General features: G+C 59.0%; 28 protein-coding genes. 5 read left to right on the forward strand and 23 right to left on the reverse strand.

Annotated elements, in window-relative coordinates:
- Positions 1–61 precede the first annotated feature (61 nt).
- Genes O4H53_RS24100 through O4H53_RS24140 form a run of 9 tightly spaced genes read right to left on the reverse strand, consistent with a single transcriptional unit; the run spans position 62 to position 5,711 of the window.
- A complete protein-coding gene (locus O4H53_RS24100; RefSeq protein ID WP_269367525.1) occupies positions 62–427 on the reverse strand; it encodes a hypothetical protein in 366 nt (121 codons plus the stop codon).
- Complete coding sequence (locus O4H53_RS24105; protein ID WP_269367526.1) at positions 424–969, reverse strand: hypothetical protein; 546 nt, start codon at positions 967–969, stop codon at positions 424–426. Before O4H53_RS24105 ends, O4H53_RS24100 begins: the two co-directional genes overlap by 4 nt.
- Complete coding sequence (locus tag O4H53_RS24110; protein ID WP_269367527.1) at positions 966–1,742, reverse strand: AAA family ATPase; 777 nt, start codon at positions 1,740–1,742, stop codon at positions 966–968. The genes O4H53_RS24105 and O4H53_RS24110 overlap by 4 nt, the downstream gene beginning before the upstream one ends.
- 14 nt (positions 1,743–1,756) lie before the next feature.
- Positions 1,757–3,811 carry a transposase domain-containing protein gene (locus O4H53_RS24115; RefSeq protein ID WP_331284250.1) on the reverse strand — a complete coding sequence of 685 codons (2,055 nt, stop codon included), beginning with the start codon at positions 3,809–3,811 and terminating at the stop codon, positions 1,757–1,759.
- Between the two features lie 44 nt (positions 3,812–3,855).
- The gene (locus O4H53_RS24120) at positions 3,856–4,722 is read right to left on the reverse strand and encodes a ParB/RepB/Spo0J family partition protein (RefSeq protein ID WP_269367529.1); all 867 of its coding nucleotides are present in this window, start codon (positions 4,720–4,722) and stop codon (positions 3,856–3,858) included.
- Positions 4,722–4,907: a hypothetical protein gene (locus tag O4H53_RS24125; RefSeq protein WP_443069635.1), complete on the reverse strand. Its 186-nt coding sequence runs from the start codon at positions 4,905–4,907 to the stop codon at positions 4,722–4,724. Before O4H53_RS24125 ends, O4H53_RS24120 begins: the two co-directional genes overlap by 1 nt.
- A 53-nt stretch (positions 4,908–4,960) precedes the next feature.
- Entirely contained in the window at positions 4,961–5,278 is a 318-nt protein-coding gene (locus O4H53_RS24130; protein WP_269367531.1) for a hypothetical protein, read from the reverse strand.
- Positions 5,275–5,463 (reverse strand): hypothetical protein, encoded by a 189-nt coding sequence (locus O4H53_RS24135; protein ID WP_269367532.1) that lies wholly within the window; start codon positions 5,461–5,463, stop codon positions 5,275–5,277. The genes O4H53_RS24130 and O4H53_RS24135 overlap by 4 nt, the downstream gene beginning before the upstream one ends.
- Positions 5,460–5,711, reverse strand: coding sequence for a hypothetical protein (locus O4H53_RS24140; RefSeq protein ID WP_269367533.1), 252 nt, complete (start codon positions 5,709–5,711; stop codon positions 5,460–5,462). Before O4H53_RS24140 ends, O4H53_RS24135 begins: the two co-directional genes overlap by 4 nt.
- Positions 5,712–5,800: 89 nt before the next feature.
- Here O4H53_RS24140 and O4H53_RS24145 point away from each other — a divergent pair, with 89 nt between their 5' ends.
- The 5 genes from O4H53_RS24145 to O4H53_RS24165 all read left to right on the forward strand — a co-directional run bounded on the left by O4H53_RS24145 (position 5,801) and on the right by O4H53_RS24165 (position 10,049).
- Positions 5,801–6,463 carry a S24 family peptidase gene (locus O4H53_RS24145; protein ID WP_269367534.1) on the forward strand — a complete coding sequence of 221 codons (663 nt, stop codon included), beginning with the start codon at positions 5,801–5,803 and terminating at the stop codon, positions 6,461–6,463.
- A gap of 502 nt (positions 6,464–6,965) precedes the next feature.
- On the forward strand, positions 6,966–7,163 hold the full coding sequence (locus O4H53_RS24150) for a hypothetical protein (RefSeq protein ID WP_269367535.1): 198 nt from the start codon (positions 6,966–6,968) through the stop codon (positions 7,161–7,163).
- A gap of 548 nt (positions 7,164–7,711) precedes the next feature.
- Positions 7,712–8,524, forward strand: a complete 813-nt coding sequence (locus O4H53_RS24155; RefSeq protein ID WP_269367536.1) for a phosphoribosyltransferase-like protein — start codon at positions 7,712–7,714, stop codon at positions 8,522–8,524.
- Positions 8,491–8,841 (forward strand): hypothetical protein, encoded by a 351-nt coding sequence (locus O4H53_RS24160; protein WP_269367537.1) that lies wholly within the window; start codon positions 8,491–8,493, stop codon positions 8,839–8,841. The genes O4H53_RS24155 and O4H53_RS24160 overlap by 34 nt, the downstream gene beginning before the upstream one ends.
- Before the next feature lie 182 nt (positions 8,842–9,023).
- Positions 9,024–10,049 (forward strand): reverse transcriptase domain-containing protein, encoded by a 1,026-nt coding sequence (locus O4H53_RS24165; RefSeq protein WP_269367538.1) that lies wholly within the window; start codon positions 9,024–9,026, stop codon positions 10,047–10,049.
- A 413-nt stretch (positions 10,050–10,462) separates the two neighbouring features.
- Here the strand turns inward: O4H53_RS24165 and O4H53_RS24170 are convergent, their stop codons facing one another.
- From O4H53_RS24170 to O4H53_RS24235, 14 genes are all read right to left on the reverse strand, one after another.
- Positions 10,463–12,916, reverse strand: coding sequence for a ligase-associated DNA damage response DEXH box helicase (locus tag O4H53_RS24170; protein ID WP_269367539.1), 2,454 nt, complete (start codon positions 12,914–12,916; stop codon positions 10,463–10,465).
- Positions 12,917–13,181: 265 nt separating this feature from the next.
- Positions 13,182–14,489: an ATPase gene (locus O4H53_RS24175; RefSeq protein WP_269367540.1), complete on the reverse strand. Its 1,308-nt coding sequence runs from the start codon at positions 14,487–14,489 to the stop codon at positions 13,182–13,184.
- Between the two features lie 66 nt (positions 14,490–14,555).
- Complete coding sequence (locus O4H53_RS24180; RefSeq protein WP_269367541.1) at positions 14,556–15,050, reverse strand: prepilin peptidase; 495 nt, start codon at positions 15,048–15,050, stop codon at positions 14,556–14,558.
- A 4-nt stretch (positions 15,051–15,054) separates the two neighbouring features.
- Positions 15,055–15,903: a tetratricopeptide repeat protein gene (locus O4H53_RS24185; protein ID WP_269367542.1), complete on the reverse strand. Its 849-nt coding sequence runs from the start codon at positions 15,901–15,903 to the stop codon at positions 15,055–15,057.
- Positions 15,904–15,942: 39 nt separating this feature from the next.
- The gene (locus tag O4H53_RS24190) at positions 15,943–16,524 is read right to left on the reverse strand and encodes a tetratricopeptide repeat protein (protein WP_269367543.1); all 582 of its coding nucleotides are present in this window, start codon (positions 16,522–16,524) and stop codon (positions 15,943–15,945) included.
- Positions 16,524–17,510 carry a type II secretion system F family protein gene (locus O4H53_RS24195; RefSeq protein WP_269367544.1) on the reverse strand — a complete coding sequence of 329 codons (987 nt, stop codon included), beginning with the start codon at positions 17,508–17,510 and terminating at the stop codon, positions 16,524–16,526. Before O4H53_RS24195 ends, O4H53_RS24190 begins: the two co-directional genes overlap by 1 nt.
- A gap of 9 nt (positions 17,511–17,519) precedes the next feature.
- Positions 17,520–18,482, reverse strand: a complete 963-nt coding sequence (locus O4H53_RS24200; protein ID WP_114272678.1) for a type II secretion system F family protein — start codon at positions 18,480–18,482, stop codon at positions 17,520–17,522.
- A 74-nt stretch (positions 18,483–18,556) separates the two neighbouring features.
- Positions 18,557–19,990 (reverse strand): CpaF family protein, encoded by a 1,434-nt coding sequence (locus tag O4H53_RS24205; protein ID WP_269367545.1) that lies wholly within the window; start codon positions 19,988–19,990, stop codon positions 18,557–18,559.
- A 23-nt stretch (positions 19,991–20,013) separates the two neighbouring features.
- Entirely contained in the window at positions 20,014–21,255 is a 1,242-nt protein-coding gene (locus O4H53_RS24210; RefSeq protein WP_269367546.1) for an AAA family ATPase, read from the reverse strand.
- 287 nt (positions 21,256–21,542) lie between these two features.
- Positions 21,543–22,241 carry an OmpA family protein gene (locus tag O4H53_RS24215; RefSeq protein WP_443069637.1) on the reverse strand — a complete coding sequence of 233 codons (699 nt, stop codon included), beginning with the start codon at positions 22,239–22,241 and terminating at the stop codon, positions 21,543–21,545.
- Positions 22,228–23,664, reverse strand: coding sequence for a type II and III secretion system protein family protein (locus O4H53_RS24220; RefSeq protein ID WP_269367548.1), 1,437 nt, complete (start codon positions 23,662–23,664; stop codon positions 22,228–22,230). The genes O4H53_RS24215 and O4H53_RS24220 overlap by 14 nt, the downstream gene beginning before the upstream one ends.
- Positions 23,665–23,882: 218 nt before the next feature.
- Positions 23,883–24,740, reverse strand: a complete 858-nt coding sequence (gene cpaB / locus O4H53_RS24225) for a Flp pilus assembly protein CpaB (protein ID WP_269367549.1) — start codon at positions 24,738–24,740, stop codon at positions 23,883–23,885.
- A 203-nt stretch (positions 24,741–24,943) separates the two neighbouring features.
- On the reverse strand, positions 24,944–25,126 hold the full coding sequence (locus O4H53_RS24230) for a hypothetical protein (RefSeq protein ID WP_114272683.1): 183 nt from the start codon (positions 25,124–25,126) through the stop codon (positions 24,944–24,946).
- A 111-nt stretch (positions 25,127–25,237) separates the two neighbouring features.
- Positions 25,238–25,423 carry a hypothetical protein gene (locus tag O4H53_RS24235; protein WP_114272684.1) on the reverse strand — a complete coding sequence of 62 codons (186 nt, stop codon included), beginning with the start codon at positions 25,421–25,423 and terminating at the stop codon, positions 25,238–25,240.
- Positions 25,424–25,600: the final 177 nt, after the last annotated feature.

Consider the following 25,600-nt stretch of genomic DNA (forward strand, 5'->3'; position numbering starts at 1 on the left):
GCAATGGCCACCGGGCGGACCCGCTGCTTGGCCAGACTGACAATTTCAGCATAGCGAGAGTTCATTCCTGATCCTCCGTGACGTTGTGCTCACACCGGTTGCAGGCGCGGTACATCGTGACCGATTGACTGTTGGTGTTCGCGAACTTGCGCGATCGCCCGCGCCATTTGCGGCAATGCTGCTTTTCAATTTCCCCCAGGACCGGGCAGGCAATCGTTTCCTTGAGCAACGTACCCCGGACGATATCCTCAACGGTTTCCATGCTGCCGCGATAAGTGTTGCGCAGAACACCCGAGATCACGGGCGCGGATCGTTCAAGGCGTCTTGCAACCTGGTTCTGGGAGCTGCGGTCGCACTCCATTGCCAGGGCTATGATCCAGTCTGGCGGATTGCCCCATGCGTCTTTTGCGGTTTCCAGCGCACTCATGACTTGATGCTCCTGTCTGCCGGGTGAAACGTGTTGCAGTTGGGATCGATCAGACCCTGCAGACGTGTCGTTCTCGGCGCACGGGGGCCGGTGTCATTGATCAGCTGATAATGCGCTTCCCGGCGACCGGGGATCGCTGTCACCCGGACCCGCAGATACTCCGCCGACATAAGCTTCCGGCAATACCCACGTGCCTCTTCCACAGAGACCGCGATGCCACCAGCGTTGGCATGTGCGGCCACATCGGTGGCAGAGAACTGACCGAGACGCCGCATGGCACGCCACATGTTGCCCTCAGGTGTCGGTTTCGCAGAGACCGGTTCAACCTCCAGAACCGGGCGATCCGCAGCGGCGAAGTACCGGCGTTTGTTGTCGTCGGTGCGGACCAGCCTGATCCAGTTCCACCGCTCCCAGCGGCGCATGTAGCCGCGTGCGGTATTCTCGCTGATCCCGAACTGTACGAGATCGGTGTAATGAAATTCGTGCAGTTTCCGGGCGTCTTCCCAGACAACCTGCTCGGTCTTTGTTGGGGAGGGTTTCATGCGCGCTTTACCCGTTTCTCGAGGCTTAGAACCGCGGCGCTCTGCCCCAACTCCTTGGCGTTTCGCTTTGCAGGGGGCAGCCCGGTGTCAAAGGCCCGATCTCCCCAAAATGCAAGATCAGCCTCGGGTTCGCCTCGCCGCCGCGCCAATTCCTGGACGCGCGACAGGTTTGTCGCGACCCGCCTGATCGAGCCGCCCGAGGAATTGACGATGGTCTCCAGCAAATCGTCAGAAACGGCCACGCCCCGGCAATAGATCGGAGCCAGATATTGCGCGTCATCCAGGTTGCAGGGCAGGGCAGGCTCCCAGACCAGCATCCGGTTGTGGATATTCTCCCACTTGGTCAGCGTCTGGGGCAGTTCTTCCTCGCCCACCAGGATCACGGGTGCCTGACTGCTCTCGTAGATGTCGCGGGTCAGTTCGATCATCCGCTTACGCAGAAGGTACTGGGCGTCGTCGATGATCAGGGGCCGGTCGCTGCGCGCCAGCTGCGCCCCGATCATATCGACCATGGCGGCAACCCCGCGCACCTTGGGCAGGCCCATTTCGCGCATGATGGCCTCGGCCAGATAGGTTGGCGTCCAGCAATCCTTGACCTGGACGCAATAGGCCTGAAATTCATTGGCCGCGACCGTAACGGCCGTTGTCTTGCCAAACCCTGATGGCCCATGGAATGTCGCCATGCCCGGCAAGCTGAAGGCGCGTTCCTGGACGCGCTCCACCATGCCGATGAAGGCTGCGACGTTGCGCAGGGGGGCGATGGAAGGTGTCATGCTCTGTTCCTCTCCTAATCGTTGCTCTGACCGAACAGCCTGCGCGTGCGCGCATAGCCGCTGTACTCACTGCTCAACTGGTAATCGGCCAACCAGTCGGCTTGTGCTTTGGTGATGGGATCACCTGCTGCCAGCTTCGCTTCGAAGGCCAACGCACGCGCAAACCGCACCTCTGGCCCTTCAGGCTCTGCGGAACGTGCGCGCTGGCGTTCGGCAAGGCGGGTGACGTGCCCGGTGATCCGGTCAGCATCCTCCCGGTTTGCATCTGAGGCGCGCTCTGGTTTTGGGGCCCGCGGGTGCGGCGGCACCATCCTGACAATCCCGGCTTCGGGGCGATCGTCTTCAGGTGCCGGTGTGGCATCGCGAAGCCGCGCGGCAAGATCTGCGGCCTTGTATTTCTGAGCCGCCTTGGCCTCTTCGCGGATGGCCTTTTTGTAGTTGCCACGCTCCCGAGCTACGGTGCGGGCGTCTTCGACATTCAGGAAGCCGCCCTTGTCGAGGCAGGCTGCATCGCCGAGGTAACTGCCCTCGAGGTCATAGATGTGGATGCCTTCGTGCAGCGCATCAGGATCAAACCGGGCCACGATCTTCTGCCCGGCGATGCGGTACATCCACTCCGACCAGTACCGATTGTCGTGGAGCCGGATTTCACCGTTCTTGCTGTTGCCTCGCAAACCTTCAGCTGAGAGCAGCCAGAGACGGCACTGTTCTTCCGTCGCGCGCCGGATCGGTGAGGTCTTGTAACCCTCTTCAAATACCGCATTAAAAGAGCGACCGAATGCCACTTCGCTGCGCCTTCCGGGACGCTCATTGTGCTCGATCACTTCCTGCGCCAAAACCGCCTTGAATACGTCCAGGTCAATCGCTCGGGACCGGTAGTTCTCAGGCTTCGCATCGGGCTTGTTGCCGGTGTAGGCACCGGAAAACTCGGGGTGCTTGGCAACACGATCACACAGATCACGGAAAGCGCGCTCGATCGGCTTGGATTGACCGGAATAGGGTGTCGCCCAATGCACATCCACACCGAGCAGCGGCAGAAGGCCAGGAATGTCATCGTCGCGGACCTTGAACCGAAAGCGGGTCTTGGCCCCGCCGGTGATCACTTTCGCCGCGAACTCCCGTCCGTTGTCCAGCAAGGCGGACTGAGGGATGCCAAAACGCTCGATCATATCGCCGATGGCCAGCTGCACCGTGTGGCTGTTGGCCGTGGTCGACAGACGCTGTACCAACAGCTTGCCCGAATGGACGTCGGAAAAGAACACACCCTGCGGCCGAACCGGTTCGGGCTCGCCGGGCCAGTTCACGAACACATCAAAGCGGTGGAAATCGCCCTGCACACATTCCATTGGTGCCAGGGCAGTTTTATCGCGTTCCTGATGCGGGAAGAAGCGGCGCAGCGCCTCCTGGCCCTTCCGGTGAAATATCTCGACCGGTTTGGAAACCTCTGCCTTGTACAGACGGCGCAGCTGGTGGATCGGAGCGACTGGCAACCGCTCGGCCTTGGCGATCCGGACCGCACGGTCATAGCAGGACGTGAATGTCGGTTGCTCGGGCCGCAAAAAGTCGTCTTTTACCAGGGCGAAAAATTCAGGATCGACGGCCGCGGTCTTCTTGCGCTTGGTCCACCGATGGCGCGGCGCAAGGAATGCCGCGTGATCTTCCGGGGCAACGCCGTCAACAAGTGCCAGCCAATTATAGACCGTCCGCTCTGATACATTGAACCGGCCAGCGGCACCCGACACCGCCGCGACATGGGTGCAACCGGCCTCGTGAAGGGCATCAACAGCTCTCAGGCAGGCGAGGCGTTCAGCGGCGGCATCCTTGATCCGCTGGGGCAGTCTGTCGAAGGCAATCCATGCCTCATCGCTGCCCAGCTTTTGAGGTTCGGGTTCGCGGCGTGCCAGCAACACACGCTGCGCCGACAGGGGCAGAACCGACCAGTGATATTCCCAGCCCCCACCACGACCGGCCTTGCGCCGGGCACCGCCCGGAATGCGCCGCCATTCTTCGGCCCGCAGGTTCACCGCGCGCTTGGATGTTGGCAGATCGGGCAAGGCGGCATCGACCAACTCGTCGACACTCCACCAGATCTGTTCGGGGGCGCTGCGCTGGGTCATTTGGACACCTGCGCAATCAGCTTCTGCAATGCCTCAAGGTGATCACGTGCAAACCGCTTGCGGCCTTCCTGCGAGGCACGGGCAAAGGCATCCGCCAGCCGTCGTGCGTCAAGATCGGCAGGCTGTCGCGCCACATCGCCGGGCTTGGCGTACCGAGCAGTGAGCGCGGCCTTTGCGGACTTCGCTTCACCCGCCGCTAGGGCCGCGCAGATCGCGCGCCGGTCGGCCTCTACGCCACATTTGGCGAGGGTTTGCAGATCGGCGAGGGTGACGCGTTTCGGAGCGGCACGAAGCTGCCGAATGGATTCTCGGTCAAGGGCCTGACCCGCTGCGACAAGGCGACGAATTTGACGCTCGCTCAGGTCGCGTTGTTCAGCAACGCTTTGGCAAAACGACATGACGTCGTTTTCTTTTGATACGGCGGACATCATGTCCGTCGTATTCCAACGCTTCGCCACAAGGGCCGCTCCAGTAGCCGCTTTTGCCTCTGGATACATCCGCTCATACACGACCTTTCGCTCGGCCAAGAACACCGCCAGATCAAGCGCATTCAGGTCGGCATGGGCGAGGTTGTCGTCGATCTCGGCCATCCGGGCCCAGTCATCCGTGCAATCCCACAGCTTCGATGCGATGGAAGTGCAGCCCAACCGGCTCAACGCCTCGATGCGGTGCCGCCCGAGGATCAACTTCATGCGCCCGCCCTGGTGGCGGATTTTGCGCACATGGATTTCGGATTGCTGCCCGACTTCCTCGATCGACGCCATCAAGCTGACGACAGCGGTCTCGGACAGCGGGCGCAGTCTGTCTGACACGTCAATATCGCGTATCGGCAACTCGCCGGTGAATAGAAGCTTGGCAGCCATCAGGTCTTGGTCTCCGGTGATTTCAGAAGGGTGTAGTAGAACCGCCGCTTGCCATCCTTGACCTCCTGTCGGCAGTTGATCTCGGCTCCGTTGGCGCGCAGTTCGGCAATCGTGGAATTGACAGCGCAAATCTCGGCACGCTCAGCCAGCTCTCGGGTACTGATTTCCCCGTTGGCAGCCTGCAAGGCGCGCAACGCCCGCTGCAGTCTTGGGCTTGAACTGAGCCTGCCGTGATGCATCAGGGACGCCCCGCCGTCTCAATGGCGAGGATCTCTGCACAGCGCTCAAGAAGCCCGCCTGCAAGCACCACCAGGGCCTGCCCGGCCAGCACGTCCCGCGCGGTTTCAACTTGCCTCAGCAAGGCCTCTGCGCGTTCGTGGTCGGCTTCTGCCGATGCCGTGGTCCCCTCGCGCTCCATAAACTGGATGAAATCGGCATGTTGCTGCTGCACGTCGCGATAGTTCTCGATGGCACGTTCAAACGCCGCCAGCTTGTAAGCGGGGGGATGGGGTTGCGAATTCGCGCCAAATGGATCGAGCCACATTGGGTCAGTCATTGCAAAATGCTCCCGATAAAGAGACCGGCAAACAGCATTCCGAAGATGCAGATCACGCCGATCAGGTCTGAAAGGAAAACGGCCGCGCGGCGCTGCCTGGGGGAGGGTTTACCCGCCGCGCGACCACCCGGTACGTCAGGGCTGCCAAGCCGACGCCGGGATGAGAAAAGGGAGGTGCCGATCATGACGCCTTCCGTTCGGTTTTGTTGAGGGATGGGCGCGGAATGTCCTCCGGCCATTCGAGATCGGCGGGCCAGTTCTCATCGAACCATTGGATGATCCGGTCCGCCTTTCTCAGCGTGCAACCTGCACCCTCGGAAAGGCTCTTGAAGAACTTTCCGTCGTTGGCCGCGTAGGTCGACACTGTGGACAGCTTGAGCCCAGTCTGTTGCGCGTATTCCGTTGCGATCTTCGTGAGTGTCTGCGTCTGCATGTTTTGCCTCGGTGTTGTTACCGAGAGATTAGACGGTAATAATACCGATAGTCAAGAGTTGAGTATTTCGGTAATAATCCCGAATCATGATGCCTGACCGGATTGACTTCCAAAAGATCGTTAGAAACCGACTTTCTGAGTTGGACGAAAAGGTCTATGCGATTGAGAAAAAACACGGTTTGCCAGCCGATGCGCTCAGGAATGTTGGTCGTGGTGACAAACACAGCGGGCCGAGGCTAGCGCGAGTAGAAGAGATATGTAACGCGCTCGGGTTGGAGTTATATATTGGCCCTCCACGTGCGCCGATTTCAAATCACCAGAAAATCGGTGCCGACTTTGCCCGCATTCCTCGGTATGAGGCGCAGCTTGCGGCCGGTCATGGTGCGCACAACGGCGATAACATCCCGACCTCGTCTCTGGCGTTCAGGCTGGATTGGCTGTCCAGAATTGGTGTAAACCCAAAGCATTGCTGCCTCGTGAACGTCATGGGTGACAGCATGGAACCGACGCTCTACAATGGTGACTTGGTCATGATCGACCAGCAGGTGCGCAGGTTTCGCAGTAATCGCCTGTTCGCCTTCGTGAACGCCGATGGCGACGCCCAGGTGAAGCGTGTGACCGTCCACTCTCAGGCGCTGGCGCTGATTTCCGACAACAGAAACTACGAGCCGCAGCTGCTTACAATGGACGATGCCGATCGACTGACGATCATCGGCCAGGTCGTCTGGTCAGGGCATGATTTTGAAAGGTAGACTAATGAATAGACGTTGGATTACAGCAGGGATTTTGGTAGCTGGATTGGCTGGGTGTCAGGATCAAGGCACTGCGCTTTCGGGGCCTTTTGATGCTCAATTCATAGTTCAGAATGGATATCAGCAAAACTATGCACGCACTCTCCGAACCATGCGGATATGTTTGGGCTCGGGAGGAATATTCTCACCAACGGGCGCAAGTATCTCCGTTGACGGTCAACTCTATTCAGATCTTCGATACGGCGAGATCATTCATTCGATTGAGAGCTATACGCCAGCAATTTTGGGGATTGTTCGTTTCGATGCAAACGGGGCAAATTCAAAGGTATCGATTAAGGCACCATATGGAATTCAGTCGGGTAGAGCTCGCGAGAAAGCGTGGCTGCGCTATTGGGCGCAGGGCGGCACGCGATGCGCCAAGCTAGGCAGCCCCAATCCACCAACCTAGAAATTCTGCAAAAAATCGCTTCCAGGTTCGCGGCCTTATGTTAAGCCTGTAAACTTGGCTTATGTTTTTGTTTTAATTGATGTAATCCCGTTCTGGGAAGTCACGGATCGAAGTTGGAAGCCCACTTCCCAGTTCAAGCACCGTTTTTTCGCCGATAAAGCTAATTATGCCGCTGCAAAATATCCTTTGAAGCCTTTTTTACTGGGTCTTCCCAGCCAGTGGGAAGCTGAAGGAACCGATGTCGCGAAATGACTTGGTCGAACCTAAAAAGGGCGCTTTGTCGGTCACTGAAAAACACCGGACCACCGCATTGCGGTATCCGAATAGGTTGAGCGTGCCCCTTGTTTATATGGCGCATTTCCGGCCAAAACCGCTTGATTCCGGATAATCCCACTTACTGCAGGTTTCAGTGTTTCCCAACATGGATGTAGTTGTAGCGTGACAGGGGTTCTGCAGGGATTTACGGAGAGGTTTGCAGCAAGGGGTTTTGGGAGACTATTGGCGGGCTGAGGACCTTCGCTGCGGCAGTTTCGGCCCATTGCGGACTTTGGCCACACGACCCTAATGCCGCGATGCGGCCCGTCGAAGGGGACATTCGCTTCAATAGTGCAGTGCAAAGAAAAGTAACTTTGGTATACAAGATGAAAAGGTTATCTGTTGCGCCAAACTCTTGATTTTGCGATGCTTCCGAGAACCACATCGAAGGACCACTCCTGCTCATGACCAATCACACAATGCACGGTATCAGACTGCCGGGGCGACGCAGGAAGCTTCGCGTTTTGAACACTCGGAACTGCTAGATGAATGTGAGCGAAGTTAAGAGACTGGCTGACATTGTTGATCAGAAAAAGTGGGCTGCTTATGATGGCCTTCGAGCATCTGGGGAAACAGTCCTAGACGCACTCAGGTTATTTCTTAGCGGAATGGATGTTCAACAAAGAAAACTGTCGCTCGATATTCTGGAACGATACTTGATCATCAAAGAGTATCAAGTACCAGCAAAGCATCTTCTCGAAAGGATTGTTGCCGAGACAGACCAAGAGCGGATTTTCATTTCAACGGTCAAAGATTTTGAATCAGAAAAGGTGAAAAGCGGTGCGAGCCTTAGCTATGAATTTTCAAGTTTAATCAACCTCTTTCCTCAGAAACGTTTCTCCTTCTTCGAAGACCCAACCAGCGAGAAATTTCTTGCTGCTGATGGCTTCTGTGTTTTGGTTGATGATTTCATTGGCTCTGGAAATCAGTTTTTTAAGATGCTCACTTATCTCAATGACAACGACATTGCGGTTAGGTGCGATTGCGTCGCCGCGCTCATCTTTCAGGATGAGGGGCGACTAAGAATTGAAGAAGAGGGGTATTCAACTGTTCACCTTCACAGCCGCCCAAAATGCCTCCATGAGATTGCCCAACTAAGAGGTGTTGACGTGGCCAAGATACATGAAACTTATGATGCTATTGAAGCCTCGACATGCTGCAATGCTGACTACAAGAGAGGCTATTCTAGTTGTGAAGCTTCGGTTACATTGAAGAAGACACCTAATAACACACTACCAATATTTTGGCATGAAGGACGAAAAAAATGGCCAGCACCGTTCCCTCGCCCCAAAAATTGAGGCAAATTAGAAACAGCATACTTCGTTCAGTCTATTTTCGGCAAAAGCTACCTGTGGACACCTTCCGAAACGGCGTAGGCTGGGTTAGCGCAGAGATGACCGTTCTCGTCAATCAGGGACTACTGGTGGACATTGAAGGCACATTTGAATTGACTGAACTTGGTAGAGCGTCGCTATTTAAGATGAACCGAGGTCGCGCACCCAAGATGATCTCAATGAAACGGGAGATTTTTGAAAGAAGTAAAGCAGGACAGAATTTCATAGTTGGACGGTCTTTAGCGGATGAGATATTCCGCGAGGTTAGTTTTAACGATTGATCGAAAGGTCGGTTGTTGGGGTGGCGTGTCGCCACCCTTGATCGGACTGAGTACTAGCCATCGTCTTAGTGACTTTACTTGGAAAGAAAAGACCACTAAGACGATGTCGTCCTTACGTCCTCCATCTGTAATTAATGAAGAATTAATTACAGTGATTTTGGTAGCCGAAAGACCGCCCTACTATGAAATTAGAAACTTTAGAAATCTCATTCACCGAAAAGGTCAAGGAAGCCCACAAAGCCGCTGTTCTGTCGTATATTGAGAACATCGCCTCAAAGGGTTTGCCAGCGATACTTTCGGTTGAACACTTCTCTATGCTCATTGGAGTCCGCGCTGAGAGCCTATATGAGATGTCGAACGGCCCCCAGCATTTTTATCGATCATTTGATCTCCAGAAAAATAGTGGTGGAACAAGGCGTATCGATGCTCCCCTTCCAAGCTTGCACTTTGTTCAACGCTGGATTCTTGACAACATGTTGTCGAGTGTAACGCTGCATGGAGCAGCCAAGGCCTATCGAAAAGGGGTTGGCATTAGGGAGAATGCCCGTTTTCACAGATCTCAACCATTACTTTTGAAAATGGACGTAAAAAACTTTTTCGGCTCAATCATCGAGCGGCAAGTTGTTTCCATCTTTTTGAAATTTGGTTACTCAAAAAAGGTTAGCGTCTTCTTGGCCAAGCTCTGCTGCTTGAATGGAAGTTTGCCGCAAGGAGCCGCAACGAGTGGTTGCTTAAGCAACATATACTTAACTAACTTTGATGAAGTAATATTTGCGAAATGCAAGGCTGAGAAAATCCGCTATACTAGATACGCCGACGATATGACGTTCTCGGGTTCAGATTTACATGTTGAGAATTACGTGAAATTGGTTTCAAAAGAACTTGGAAAACTGAAGCTTAGCCTGAACCCCAAGAAAACACGCGTACTAAAGCCTAACAATCAGCAAATTGTGACAGGTCTGGTTGTGAATGAAAAGGTATCTGTACCTCGTGAGTATTTGCGCTCATTGAAGCAGGATTGTTATTTTATTCATAAGTTCGGCATTTACGGTCACTGTCGTCAAATAGAAAACGAAAATCCTAGAAGTACCCTTGAACAAGTCATTGGTCGCCTTTCATACGTGTCCAATATCCTGTCCAAAGACAAAAGATGGGTCGATCTTCACGGAAGTATGATGGCCCACAGGAAAGAGACCTTTGGTTACTGATATCAATGTTTTTTCACTTTTAAATTACACCAACGAAAGTTTAGCCTGACTAGGCGTTGATCCCACGGTTGGATATTACGATCCTTTCGAAGGAAAGGAAGGAAACAGTATGGGGCAATTTCATCATGGTAGCGCCATGTCCTATTACCTGACAGCGCACGCAAAGCCTGTGCGAGAGGGTACGCACGCCATTAGAACTGCAATACAACTACCCACTTTCTGGCAAGGTTATGCTCGGCATGATCTCGAGAGGGGCAGCTTCGGTCGCGCAGCTGAGCCGGGATGTCCGCTTAGGAATCCCCGTCGTTTGCACATCGCTACTGCAGCGAATGACCGCTTCCCGCCCTCATCCACTGATCAGCCCCTTCTCCCCGCTCCTCTAATCCTGATCAGCCCCCCAAAGGCTCCTGCGTTCAGAACCCCGCCCGCCATTTTGGTTTGTTCGACGGTGCCGTGGTGATCTGCGCAAGGCCGGAGGTTTCCATCAGGCGGGCGGCCTCTTCCGCCAGCAGGCGCTCCTCGGCCTCGCCCTGGACCGGGACGCGGCCCATTTCAAGGAACAGGGGTGCGGCCAGCGGTGTCACCCGGGACAGGCGGCGGTGGTCGATGCGGCCGCCGATGCGGGTCAGCATTTCTTCGATGCGGCCGAAATCCACCAAACCGCGCAGGGCCTCTTCGCGGGTGATCTGCAGCATCAGGTGGTCCGGGTCGTAGCGCATCAGCGTGTCATAGAGGATGTCGGAGGAAAACGTCGCCTGCCGCCCCGACTTGCGCGCCGAGGGCGTGTTGCGTTCGATCAGCCCCGCGATGGTGGCGGAGGCGCGGAAGGTGCGTTTCATCACCGCATTGCCTGCCAGCCAGGTCTCCAGCCCCTCGTGCAGCGCCGCGGGGTCAAAGAGCGGCGCGGGGTCCTTGAGCGCCTCCAGACCCCAGATCAGCGTGGCATAATCGGTGGCGACAAAGCCCAGGGGATGCAGGCCCAGTTCCTCCATCCGCTTGGTCAGCAAGAGGCCCAGGGTCTGCATCCCGTTGCGCCCGGCAAAGCCGTAGACGACCGTCTGTTCGCGCCCGTCATGGGGGAAACTCTCGATCAGCAAGCGGCCCGGCTGCGGCAGCTGGCTGACCTCGCGCTGCAGATGCAGCCATTCGGCGGTGTGGCGTGGCAGGTCGGGCCAGTTGTCTTGCGTGAACATCTCCTGCACCCGGGCGGAAAGCTGCGTCGATGTGGCGAATTTGGTGCCCATGAAGGTGGCGATCTTTGGCTTTCGGGCCGCATCCCGGCTGACCTCCACCGTCATCTCGCGCAGGCCCTCGTATTTCACGATCTGCCCGCCGATCAGGAAGGTATCGCCGGGGGTCAGGCTGGCGGCAAAGCCTTCCTCGATCTCGCCCAGCGGCTTGCCGCCCCGGTTGCGGCGCAGGCGGACCTTGAGCGTGTCGGTGTCCTGAATGGTGCCGATGTTCATGCGGATGCGCTGTGCCGCGCGGGGGTCGCGCAGCTGCCACCGCCCGTCGGGGCGCTGCAGCAGGCGTTGCCAGCGGTCATAGGCGCGCAGGGCATAGCCGCCCGTTGCGCAAAAGGCGAGGCAGGCGTCGAATTCGGCGCGGGACAGGGCCGCATAGGCCCCTGCGGAAGTGACTTCGGCAAAAAGCGCCTCGGCGTCGAAGGGCCCGGCGCAGGCGGCGATCAGGATGTGCTGGCACAGCACGTCGCGCGGGCCGGGGCCGCGCGGGTCGCCGTCCAGATCCACCGCCAGCACCGCGTCGAGGGCAGCGACACATTCCACCACTTCAAAGCGGTTGGCGGGCACCAGCAGCGCCTTGGAAGGGGCGTTGTAGCGGTGGTTGGCGCGGCCGATGCGCTGCACCAGACGTTTGACGTTCTTGGGCGCGCCGATCTGGATCACCAGGTCCACATCGCCCCAGTCGATTCCCAGATCGAGGCTTCCGGTGCAGACGATGGCGCGCAAGTCGCCACGGACCATCGCCGCCTCTACCCGCTGGCGCTGGTCGCGGTCTAGGCTGCCGTGGTGGATGCCGATGGGCAGGCTGTCGTCATTGGCGAGCCAAAGGTTGTGAAAGAAGATCTCGGCCTGGGCGCGGGTGTTGTGGAAGATCAGCGTGGTCTGATGCTTGCGCACCTCTTCCAGCACCGCGGGGATGGCATAGGCCGCACCGCCGCCGGACCATGGTGGAGCCTCTTCGGTGCGCAGCATCCGGATGTCGGGGGCCGGGCCGGGATCGGCCAGCAGGATCTCGCAGGGGTCGGGATGGCGGGCCATCAGATGGGCAATGGCGGCGGGGTCTTCCACCGTGGCGGAAAGCCCCACGCGCTTCAGATCGGGGCAGAGGGTCTGCAACCGCGCCAGTGCCAGCATCAGCTGGTCGCCCCGCTTGCTTTCCGCCAGGGCATGGATTTCGTCGATCACCACCCGCTTGAGGCCGCGAAACATGCGCGGTGCATCCTCGTAGCTGACCAGCAGGGCAAGGCTTTCCGGTGTGGTGAGGAAGATATTGGGCGGGTCGGCGCGCTGGCGGCGGCGGCGCGCGGAGGCGGTGTCGCCGGTGCGTTCGTCGATGGTGACGGGCAGCGACATCTCCTGCACCGGGGTGGTCAGGTTGCGTTTGATATCGGCGGCCAGCGCCTTCAGCGGCGAAACATAAAGCGTGTGCATCCCCTCGTGCTGCCCATCGGCAAGGTCGATCAGCGTGGGCAGGAAGCCCGACAGCGTCTTGCCCCCGCCGGTGGGTGCGATGAGCAGAAGGGCGGGGTCATCCGCGCGGTCCAGCATCGCCTGCTGGTGCGGGTGGATGGACCAGCCCTTGGCGGCGAACCAGTCGGAGAAGAGGGGGGGCAGGGGGCGCATGTCGGGCAAGGTAGCATGGGACAGACCGGGGGCCAGCCCCCGGACCCCCGGGAATATTTGGGGCCAAAAAGAAATGGATAAGAGCGTTTCGCGTTTACCTTGAGGCAGTTCTTGTCATCTGAGCGTTGAAATCTCTGATTTCCGGCAGCGTCAGGTCACGATTTACGCTTTTGAATGCGGGTAGGGCGCGGAAAACAGCGCCTGATTTCCGGAAACCCCTGGTGAACCAGGTGCCGTTCGCGTCAGCCGGTCAGATCGGGTGCATCTATTTCACGATATGTTCGTCCTTCACGAACATGTTCGCCCAGGCGCGGTCGATCAGATCGGGGCTCATCTGGTAGGGGATGCCTTCGAATTCACAGATCGCGATCATCTGGTCGATCAGGAAGATCGGCTGGTAATTCGCATAGATGTTGTCGATCGTCGGGTATTTCACCTTGAGCAGATGCACCAGGGTCGCCTCGTCCAGCGGCATGCCGCGTTTCTTGGCGACCATGGCAAAGATCTTGAGGAAGTTCTGCTGGTTCGGGCCGTCGATCTTGATCTTGAAGAAGATGCGGCGCAGGGCGGCCTGGTCAAAGATCTCGTTCGGGTGGAAGTTGGTGGAAAAGATCACCAGCGTGTCGAAAGGCACCTCGAACTTTTCGCCCGATTGCAGGGCAAGGATGTCCTTGCTCTCTTCAAGCGGCACGATCCAGCGGTTGACGATGGATTGAGGCGGTTCCTTCTGCCGGCCAAGGTCATCGACGATGAAGATGCCCCCGGTGGATTTCAGCTGCAGCGGCGCCTGATAGGTGCGCGCGGTGGGGTTGTAGACCAGATCGAGCATGTCGAGCGACAATTCGCCCCCGGTGATCACCGTGGGCCGTTCGCAGCAGACATAGCGCATGTCATAGCGGGTGACGCGGCGCAGCGAGGTCGGATCCTGCACTTCGTCCTCGGCCTTGGAATGGACGATAGGATCATAGACCGTGATCACCTGGCTGGCGTATTCGATGGCGCGCGGCACATAGACCCTGTCGCCGAGCGCGTCGCGGATGCCGTTTGAAATCGAGGATTTGCCGTTGCCGGGCGGACCGTACATCAGGATCGACCGGCCTGCGCCGACAGCGGGGCCGAGGTGGTCGAGCAGGCTGTCGGGCAGCACCAGGTGGCCCATGGCGCCGGTCAGCTGTTCGCGGGTGATCTGCAGGTTGCGCACCGACTGGCGTTTGACCTGTTCGCGGTAGACGTCCAGCGGCACCGGCATCGGGCCGAAGTATTCCGACTGCGCCAGCGCGTCCAGCGCGCGGGCCTTGCCTGCGTCTGTCAGCTGGTAGCCCATTTCGTTGCCGTTCTGGGCATTCAGCGTGCCTGTTGCCTCCAGCAGGCGCTGGGTGCGGGCCATGTCCACCAGTTCCTGGGTCACCGGGATCGGCAGGCAGATGGCAGCCGAGAGTTCGCTGACAAGCTCGACGTTCTTGCGGAAGATCGTCTTGAGCAGGATGTCCCGCATCATCACGATCGGCAATTTCATGTCTTCAAGCCGCTTCGGCGGCGGCGGGGCCATGACGGCGGTGGTCTGCATGTTCACGGTGCGGCTCCTGTCGGGCGGGGCGTTGCTGCTCAGACGGGGTTTAACGGCGGATTATGGCGTTTATCAGGCGCCATAGAGGGCACCCAGGATCAGATAGATGGCCAAAGTGGGGCCAAGAGCGAGGCCCATGGGGAATTTCTTGGTCTGCTCCCAGCTGACCCATTCCGGGGCCATCCGGCGCAGGGGGGAATATTTGGCCCCCTTGTGGGCCACGACAGCCGCCAGAAGGGTCACCATGAACAGCGAGATCAGCAGCCGCAGGTCACCCAAGGCGATGTAAGGCGCGGCGGCCGCGGCGAATTTGGCGTCGCCCGCGCCCAGGACCCCGGCCGCGTTCAGGACCACACCCACTGCCAGCACAATCAGCAGTGCCGCAAGCCGCCACAGGTAGACGTCGAAAGGCAACAGGAAGAAACCCAGCACGACAAAGATCAGGGCCAGCAGGATGACAGCCTTGTTGGTGATCTTCATCAGCGCCATGTCGGTATAGGCGACGTAAAGACAGATCGGCAGGACAAAGGGCAGGAACCACAGTGCGTCCGTGGCGCTGATCGTCAAGAGACTAGCTTTCCAAAGCGCGCAGCGATCGCACGGCGGCTTCGAAATGCTGCGGATGGGTGTCAATGGCTTCGCGCAACAGCCCTTTGCCGGTTTCCACATCGCCTTTCTTGATCGCGGACAATGCCATGGTGTGCAGCAGTTGCGCGCGCTCCGTCTGGTCCATCGGGATCACGGGCAGGGTGTAGTCGCGCTGTGCGGCGCGGGCCAGGATCAGGTTGTTCTTGGCGGTGAACAGGGTGGTGTCCTGACGCACGGCTTCAGAGAACAGCCGCTCCGCATCGGCATAATCGCCGCGGGTCAGTTTGGAATAGCCCCAGTTGTTCATGACGGCACCCGGCGTGGTGGTCAGCCCGACTGCGATCTCGTAAAAGCTGTCAGCCTTCTTCCATTCCTGCTTGCTGTCGGCGACCAGCGCCTCAAGCCTGTAGCGCTTGAATGTCTCATGGGTGGGCGGCACGCCATCAAGGATTTTTTCCGCCTTGGCCCAGTCGCCCGCGCGGATCAGCGCATCGGCATATTCGACGCTGTCGTCGCTGGTGGCGCCCTTCATCTTGGTCACCTTGGACCAGGCGACGGCGCCCTCTGTCACCCGTTTTGCCCGGATCAGCGAGGATGCAAGGCCGCGCTGGTGGCTGATGTCATCGGGTTTCTCGGCGGTGGCGCGTGCGAAATAGGTCACCGCCTCGTTCGGGTCCGCAACTGTCAGCATCACATCGGAAAGATTGCTCTCGTCGACCACGTTGACGTCCTTGAAGGCGCGTTCGACAGTGGCGTTTGCGTCTTTTTCACCGCAGCCTGCAACAGCGGTCACGCCTGCGATGCAGACGGCCAAAAGAATAGGGTGGCGCATGTTTGCGTCCTTTTCTGCTCTACCTCGATACCGGTGTCGTTAAAGAGGGGCTGTGATCAGAAAATCACCGCCGCCCCGGCGCACCAGCTTATAATCGTTGTCGTCAAGTTCTACGTTATCAGAATTTTGCGATTTGGCGAGTGCCAAGCGAAGATTGTCGCGGATTGCGTCACTTTGGCCATTGTCGAGCGCATAGGCCTTCTTGAAGATCTGCTCGGCCTCGACGGTCTTGCCCCGTTCCATCAGGACAACGCCCAGGTTGTTCCAGACTTCGGGCTGGCTGCCATCTTCCTTCACGGCGCGGCGCAGCAGGGTTTCGGCCTGTCCCAGACGGCCAAGCCCGAGGTTGGCGGAACCGAGACCCGACAGCACTTCGCCGTTGAGCCCCTGGTCGAGCGCTGCACGGTTGAAGGATTTGATGGCCAGTTCGTATTGCCCGGCGGCAATCAGGCGGTGGCCCACTTCGACACCGTCAACCGCCTCTGCCCGCTGGTCGACGCCGGGGGCATAGACCTGTTCGGATTTCGACGCAGAAAAGCCGCCCGGTGAACAGGCGGCCAATCCAAGGATGGTTGTCAGGGCAAGGGCACGGATAGATCCGCGCCCGTGTCGTGGTGTCATTATTCCGCCAGTCCACCCATATTGCCAAGTTGCGTGATGCCATGGACCGAAGGACCCACAAGAATGATCAGCAGCGGCGGCACCGTGAGCATCATTGTGGCAAGGGTCATCTTGGTTGGCAACTTGTTTGCGGCCTCTTCCGCGCGCATCACGCGTTTATCACGCATTTCCGCGGCATAGACCCGCAGCGCGTCCGAGATCGACGTCCCGAAGGCGGCCGATTGCACCAGCACGGTCACAAAGGACGACACGTCCTGCACGCCGCAGCGTTCGCCCATGTCATTCAGGACCGTGATCTTGTCCTTGCCGGCCTTCATCTCGTAGGCGACGATCTGGAATTCCTCGGACAGGGCGCGGTAGGAGGCGCGCAGTTCGGCGCTGACGCGGACGATACATTGGTCAAGCGACTGGCCGGCCTCGACGCAGACCAGCATCATGTCGAGCGCGTCGGGGAAACCACGGGTGATTTCCTCCTTGCGGGCCTCGACGCGGCGCGTCACCCAGTATTTCGGCAGGAAGTATCCCAATGCGCCGGGCATCAGGGTGTAGATCATTGTCTTTTGCGTGCTCATGCCTTCGCCACCGCCCAGCACACCGGTGTAGAAGATGCCCGCGGCCATGCCGAGCAGCCCCAGCGCCATCTGTGCGAAGTAGAAGATGCGCACCGCGTCGCGCGACTGATATCCGGCCTGGCGCAGCATGAGCTGTTTGGCGGAGAGTTCGGCAACATCCTCGGGTTCGAGGAATTTGGCGAATTTCTGCAATTGTGCGTTCTGGTCGGCCTGACGCAGCCTGGCGTTCTGGTCTGCCTTGCCCGGGTTCGCCGCGTTGCGCTTGAGCTTGGTCAGCGGGTCCTCGGGCTGGCGCATGTACATGATGGCGGCGGTGGCCACCATGACAAAGCCCACGACACCAGCGATGATGATCAACCCCATCGGGCCGAGGGTCCGGGTGACCTGATCGTTGATCTGTAAAAGGATATCCATGTCTCTGCCTTACACTTTGATGTCGGTGAGAATGCGCATCACAAAGAGGTTCATCGCCAGGAAGATACCCACGAGGAAACAGGCGGGAATGAACAGGGCGTGGTCGCGCACTTCGTCATAGTAATGCGGGTCGGAGACGTTGATCACGATCAGCGCCACGATGGGGAAGGCGGACAGGAACTTGCCGGACCATTTTGCCTCTGCCGTGATCGCCTTGACCCGGCGGAACAGGCGGAAACGGGCGCGGATCACCTTGGCCAGACCGGCGAGGATCTCGGCCAGGTTACCACCTGATTGCTGCTGGATCGTCACGGCCACGGCGAGAAAGCGCAGATCCTGCATGTCCAGGCGTTCGGCCATGTCTTTCAGCGCCTCGCCCACGTCGCGGCCATAGGCGGATTCATCGGCGATCACCCCGAATTCGGAGGCCAGCGGATCCTGGATTTCCTTTGAAACAATGGAAATGGCGTTGGAGAACGGATGCCCCACCCGAAGCGAGCGCACCATCAGCTCCACCGCATCGGGCAGCTGTTCCTCGATCATGCCCATGCGTTTGTTCGCCTTGGCCGAGATCCAGAAATAGACGCCGCCGACACCGATGCCGACCGACAGAAGGGCGCGCACCGGCGCGTCGGTTTCGGTGCCCACGGTCAGCGCCATGAAGGCCGCGGCAGAGACCCCGGCCATGATCATCAGAAGCTGCTTGGGCGTAAAGGCGATGGCCGCCTTTTGTGCCTTGATCGACAGCAGCGAATACAGCGGGATGGTCTTGGCATCCATGTGCTGCTGCATTTCCTTGCGCAGCTTGTCCAGCACCTCCTCGCGGCGGGTGCCTTTTTCCAGCATCTCAAGGCGGCGGTTCACGCGGCTGTTGAGGCTGATGGATTTGCCAAAGGCGACAAGGTAAAGGCCTTCGACCAGCACCAGAACACCGATGAAGATCAGGCCGTAGATGATTGGTTCGGCGCTCATTGCACTAATTCCTTACAGGGCAGATGCATTCTTGTGACGCGGCCCGGCGGGCCGGGGGTTTCCTGGGGTGCAGCCTATTGGGCCGCAATCGGTTCATAGATGGACGAGGGCAAGTCATAGCCCCACATGCGGAAGCGTTCCGCATAGTGGCTGCGCACCCCGGTGGCGGTGAAATGGCCGATGATCTTGTTGTCGGGTGTCAGGCCCACGCGCTGATAGCGGAAGATTTCCTGCATGGAGATGACATCGCCCTCCATGCCCGTGATTTCGGTGATTGAAGTCATGCGGCGCGAACCGTCCTGCAGGCGGCTGGCCTGCACGATCAGGTTCACAGCCGAGGAGATCTGGCTGCGCACGGCTTTCAGCGGCATTTCGATCCCGGCCATGGCGATCATGTTCTCCAGACGGGACACGCCGTCGCGGGCGGAGTTGGCGTGGATCGTGGTCATCGAACCGTCGTGGCCGGTGTTCATGGCCTGCAGCATGTCGATGACTTCCTCGCCGCGCGTCTCGCCCACGATGATCCGGTCAGGACGCATCCGCAGGGCGTTTTTCAGACAGTCGCGGGGGGAAACCTCGCCCTTGCCTTCGACGTTGGCGGGGCGGCTTTCCATCCGGCCCACATGGGTCTGTTGCAGCTGAAGTTCCGCCGTATCCTCGATGGTCAGGATACGCTCGGCGTTGTCGATAAAGGACGACAGGGCGTTCAGCGTCGTGGTCTTGCCCGAACCGGTGCCGCCCGACACGATGATGTTCAGGCGGGTCGCCACGGCGGCTTGCAGATAGGCGGCCATTTCCTCGGTGAAGGCACCGAAATTCACCAGATCGTCGATCCCCAGCTTGTCTTTCTTGAACTTACGGATGGAGACAAGGCTGCCGTCCACCGCAACCGGCGGCACCATCGCGTTGAAGCGCGAGCCATCCTGCAGACGGGCGTCCACATAGGGGTTGGATTCATCCACCCGGCGGCCCACGGCGCTGACGATCTTGTCGATGATGCGCAGCAGGTGTTTTTCGTCCTTGAAGGTGATATCGGTCAGCTGCAGCTTGCCGTCGCGTTCGACGAAAATCTGCTGCGGGCCGTTCACCAGGATATCGTTGACCGTATCGTCCTTGAGTAGGGTTTCCAGCGGCCCAAGGCCCGTCACCTCGTCAAAGAGCTCGGAGTTCAGCGTCATCCGGTCTTCGCGGTTCAGAACGATGCTTTTCTCGGCCAGAATCTCCGCCGAGATCGCGTTGATCTCCTGACGCAGGTCGGCTTCGCTTGCATGTTCCAGCGCCGCCAGGTTCAGGTTGTCCAGCAGGGCGCGGTGCAGTTCCAGCTTGATCTCGCCCATCCGCTGCTTGCGCTTCACATCCTTGTCGATGGGTGCGGCTGCGGCAGGTTGCGCGGCCTTGCGCACCACCGTTTTGGCCGCATGGGCGGCGGGTGGCGGTGCGAGGTCAACCACCGCCGCCGGTTTGCGGGCCGCTGCGGTCTCTGGCGTCTTCTTGTATTTCGAAAACATGGCAGGCTCTTTCAGTTCGGGGATCAGGCCGCTTCGGCCTGGTCGCCTTTCAAGTGATGGATTGAGGCGGCAAGCTTGGCGATTTCGCGGCGCAGCGGGCTTTTCGGCGCGGAATTGGCAAGCGGCAGGCCGTGGTCATTGGCCTGCGTGATCGGCTTGCCCCCGTCCGGCAGTTGCACGTCGATGGAGATGCTCAGCGATTCCGCCATCCGCTTGACGCGGCTCTTGCCGTTCAGGTCCGTGAACTTGGGTGCGCGGTTCAGCACATAGCGCAGCTTTTCAACCGGCAGATCCTCGGATTGCAGCGCGCGTTTGAACCGCAGCGTGTTCTGCGCCGACCGCATGTCGAGTTCGAGCATGGCAAAATAGACATGCGCCTGGTTGAGAACGGTTTCAGACCATTGCACCAGCGTCGAGGGCATGTCGATCACCACGTAATCGAACTGGCTGCGCGCGATGCTCAGCACACGTTCGATGTCTTCGGAGCCCAGCAGGTCCAGCGGCAGCATATCCGTGGGGGCGGTCAACACGTTCAGCTTGTCTTCATAGGTCAGCATCGCCTGACCGAAAATTTCGTCGTCCATGGCTTCGGTGTCAGACAGCATCTCGTAGACGGCCTCGCGGCGCGGCAGGTCGAGGAAGGTCGCAACGGAACCGTATTGGAAATCGAGATCCAGCAGGCACACCGAGGGCGCGTTTTTCTTGTCGGCCGTGGCCAGTTCCCAAGCCAGGTTCACCGCCATTGTGGTGCTGCCGGTGCCACCGGCAAGACCGTGTACCACGATCACCGCGCCATTCTTGTTGGCACCTGCACGCAGGCTGGGTCCGCTGGCTTCGACGTGCTGCTGGACCGCCTGGTCGACCATGCGCACGCGGTCGATGGCCTGCGCCAACTCGCCTTCGGGCAGGGGATAGGGAACAAATTCATCCGCGCCCTGCCGCAGCAGGCTGTGCAGCGCGGCGGGGGTGACATCCTCTGCGATCAGGATGACCTTGATGTCGTGGGCCTTGGCCTGGCTGATGATCTGGGTCATCAGCACCAGGTTGTCCTCGTCCTCCTGGTCCATCGCCAGGGCGATGAATTCCATCGCATTGGCTTCGGGCTGGTTGAAAAAGGCAAGTGCCTCGGCAAACCCGAGATCGCCCCAGCTTTCGCCCATGGAATCTTCCATGTCCTCGATCAAAAGATCGAAGTTCTGCACGTCGCGGCTGACGGTACAGGCAACAATCGGCGCTGTTTCTGGTTGGGGCATTACACTACTCATAGCCTTTATCCTCTACTCACAAGGGCTTGGCGGCTGGAGCTGCTGCAGGTTCAATGCAGTTTCGATCCCGCGCGGTCACCCATGTCTGGCATTCTGCACAGACACATCTGTCCTATTGCGTGAATATCGCGGCAAACTTGGGCGAGATTGGGGCCAAAACGGTCTGATTGTTGGGTATGTTGAAACGATCAGGCGCTGCGGTTGAGATTGATCAGACCGCTCCGTCTGGGCCAAAAAGGCAGGGGACGGGCAAGAAGAAGGGGGCCAATGGCCCCCTGCTGTCCGGATTACTGGCCGCCGACCCCTGCGGTCAGCGTATCGCTCAGCTGACTGGGGGGCACGCCGCTTGCGACGTAGTCGCGATAGATGATCTGCGCGTATTTGCCATCCAGAACGGTGGGGTGGCGTTCCACAAAACCACTGACCTCGGTCACGGTACGGCGGTTCCTGCGCTCGCGGCCCTGTGTCACGATCAGGGGCTGGGTTTCGCCAAAGGAGACCACAGCTTCGAGACGGCTGCGGCTGATGCCCAGTGTCGACAGATAGCTCACGACAGCATTGGCGCGGCGCAGGCCAAGGCCCTTGTTATAGCGGTTCGATCCCACCGCGTCGGTGTGACCGTAGACGCGGAAGCGGATTTCCGGGAACTGGCGGATCCAGCCGGCCTGCTGGCGCAGGATCGCCTGGGCGTTGCCATCCAGCTGCGATGAATTGAAATCGAAGTTCACGACCGATGTCACTTCGTTGGCAAAGCGGTTGGCCAGATCGAAAGTATATTGCCGCTCGCCCGTCATCACCAGACGGTTGTTCAGCGTCGCATTGCCAAAGTAGCCGGTATCGGCCAGCGCGCCCGCCTCGCTGTAGAACTGGGTATAGACCGGATCGGAACTGGGCGCGCAGCCCAGAAGGGCGGCCAGAGCTGCCGAAGCAGTGGTTACTTTGAGTTTCATGGCCAGCATTGGTGTCATCTGTTCAGTCCAGTACATAACCATATGACCCGCCAAAGTCCTGTTTGGCAACCTCGCCGGCGGCACCCTTGCTCGGGGCGCGTGTGCCTTCTGCGGTGCGGCCATAAAGGAACAGGTCCTTCTCGGTAGGCGGCTTGATCCGGTCGGTGGGCAGCGCAAGCGCTTCGCCACGGGTCGGCGTGACCAGATGCGCGGTCACGATGATGACAAGTTCGGTCTGGCTGCGCTGATAATCCGCGGAGCGGAAGAGGGCGCCCAGGACCGGCACATCGCCGATCCACGGCAACTGCCGGGAATTGTCGGTAAAGTCGTCGGTCAGAAGCCCCGCGATGGCAAAGCTTTCACCGTCACGCATTTCAACCGTGCTGGAGGTCTCGCGACGGGTGAAGGCGGCAATCGAGATGCCGTTGCCCAGTTCGAGGCTGTTGGTCGGGTCGATGGCGGAAACCGCCGCCTTGAGTTCGAGGTTGATCAGATCCTTGTCGACCACGCGGGGGATAAATACCAGTTCGACGCCAAAAGGCTTGAATTCGACCGAGATCCGGTTGTCCGTCTGCGCCACGGGGACGGGATATTCGCCACCGGCGAGGAATTTTGCCTCCTGCCCGGAAAGTGCAACCAGGTTCGGCTCTGCCAGGAACCGGACGACACCTTTTTCTTCCAATGCTTCCAACAGGATACCAACCTGGGTCGATCCTGCATTGAATCCGAAGAGGACCGCGCCCGCGTTCTGGTTGCCGGCTGGAATGTTGCCACCAAGCGAGCCTGCGACCCCGCCGGAGGTATTTGTCGTTCCGGTGCCGCCGTTGATCCCGGTGCCGCCGATGGCCCCGTTCAGCGCCAGCGATGCGCCAAGCGATTTGGAAACGTTGCGCTGCATCTCGGCAAAGCGCACTTTCATCATCACCTGCTGGATACCACCGACGCTCATCAGGTTGGACACCCGTTCGGGGGCGTAGCGCTCCGCGAGGTCCAGCGCGCGTTGAAGCCGCTGGGTGGAAGAGACGATGCCCGACAACACGATGCCGTCATTGGCGGTGCGCACTTCGATATTCTCGCCGGGCATGATCTGCCGCAGGCGTTCCTTGAACTCCGACACATCCGCCGCGACGCGCACATCGACGTTGGTGATCAGCTGGCCGCTTGCGTCAAGCAGTGTCAGCGTGGTCAGACCCGGCGATTTGCCCAGCACATAGATGGTGCGATCGGAGAGCGATGAAATATCCGCGATACCGGGGTTGGCGATGCTGAGCTCGGCAAAGGGGATATCGCTTTCCACCACCACCGCACGGTTCATCGGCACGTTGAGCGCCGCGTTCGTGCCACGTTTCATGACCCGCAGCGTATCCGCCTGGGCGGTCAGGGGAGCGAGCACTGCGACAGGCGCAGCGGTCAGTGTCAGGCCCAATAGAGCCGCTTTCAGAAATCTGTCGATTTTCATGTGACCTGCCTTTTTGATCACGCCTCAATGTAGGGTCTTTTCGCCCGTCGTTTGAAACACTCTGCGTCAGTTTCGATTTTATTGCAAGAATCAAGGTGTTCGGCTGGTTTTCTTATGTGGACAAATAGCAACATAACGCAAAACCGAACCGGCGCCGCATCACTGCGGCGCCGGGTCAAGCGATTGGTTTCCAACAACCTTGATGGCCTTGGAGCTGATCAGTTGGTGCAGGGGATCGGCAGTTCGACCACTTCAGCACCGCGCCGTGTGCGGATGGTGCAGACCTTTTCCTTGGCAACTTCGGCCTTGATTTCCTCGGCAGCGATGCCAAGCAGCGCGCGTTGGTCCACTTCGATGGCAGAGGCCACCGTGTCATCTTCGGCACCCACCAGCGACAGCGAGAGGTTCCCGGTCGATTGCGCCTGGGCAAGCCCGGCAACCTGCTGCGGGCTGACGGCAACAGTGACGGTGCGGGCGATGGTCGCCTCGCTCAGCTCGCCACCGGCGGATTGGTCCACCGCGATCAATTGCACGCCGGCCTCGATCAGCTTGGTGACTTCGGTGCTGGGTGTGTCGCGGTTGATGCTGACGCGGCCTGTCCAATAGACATCGACCTTGTCGCCCGGACGCAGGAAGCCCGAAACGCCACTGGAGACGTCAACCTTGATGGTAAACGCGCGTTTGCCGCGTTCCAGCCGCGAAGTCAGACCGGTATCTTCACCCGGTGCCGTGACCTTGAGCGCCATGATTGCTTCGTCTTTCTCCATGGCGCGCAGGACAACGCGGGGTTCATCCGTATTTTCGGGGAAGAGGACCGCATAATCTGTAAAGGCACCTTCGGGGATGGCATTCTCGGGCCATGCAACTTCGCGTACGTCCTCCGGGGTCAGCCGCTGCCCGTATTTCAGGGGGCCTTCGGCGACAAAGACCGAAACCGTGGGCACAACCTGGGACAAGGCTTCCTGAGCGCGCGCATTCGCCAGTTGGTATTGCGCGATCCGATCCTTGGCCAGATATACCGCCCCGCCGGCAAGCGCGATGCCCACCAAAAGGACCAGTCCAAATACCATCCGCATGTTATCACCTCTTGCTCATTCGTGCCGGGATTGCCCGACGCCTCTTTGTCAACACCCGGCCTAGCAGCCGAATATGACGAAACTTTGCCTCTCCGGTGGAAAGGGTTGGGCGCCCGCCGCCGCGACGCTGACAGGGTCAGGATCATCGGAGAAGAGCGCCCGAAAGGCCGACCCGGAGGCCGGCCCGTCAAGTCAGTTTGTGGTCAGTTCCCGACCAATCGATTGCCCAGCCAGGTGCCAGTGCCATCGCCCACGCTTTCTGCGCCGTTGTGGATCGCCACGACAATTACAACCGCCAGTGAGACGACTGCAGCAGTCAGGACAACCCAATCCACCGTGACTGCGCCACGTTCGGATTTTCGGAATTGCTTCAGTTTGCGCAACATGGTTGTGCTCCTCTTAAAGAGGGTTGACCCGATCGTCCGACCGGGACGAAAACGGGGCCGCAGTCTGATCAACAGAGTGCGGCCCCGCAATTTCACACCATCAGGTGAGAATTAGTTGGTGCCGGGTGTACGGTTGTCCAGGTATGTCGCTGTACGGTCGGTCAGGCCGGAAGCGCCGGTCTGGATCGAGGAGTAGGCTGCGACGGCCAGGCCAACAACGGCGGCGGTCAGCACGACCCAGTCAACAGTCACGGCGCCGGATTCGTCAGATTTGAAGTTTGCGAAGAAGTTCATCATGGTTTGTCCCTCCAAGGATCAGGTTTTAAGGTTACACCCTGCCGTCCGTTGGTGGCGCCGTTCTCTCAGTTGAGCGCCTGTCCGACTTGGTATGACGCTATATAGCTGTCTGATTGGGGCATGAATTTGGCGGCAAATGTGACTTTTTGGTTTTTTCGCCCATCTCTGGCCAAAAAA

It is taken from the genome of Sulfitobacter sp. G21635-S1, assembly GCF_027213915.1.
Lineage (GTDB): Bacteria > Pseudomonadota > Alphaproteobacteria > Rhodobacterales > Rhodobacteraceae > Sulfitobacter.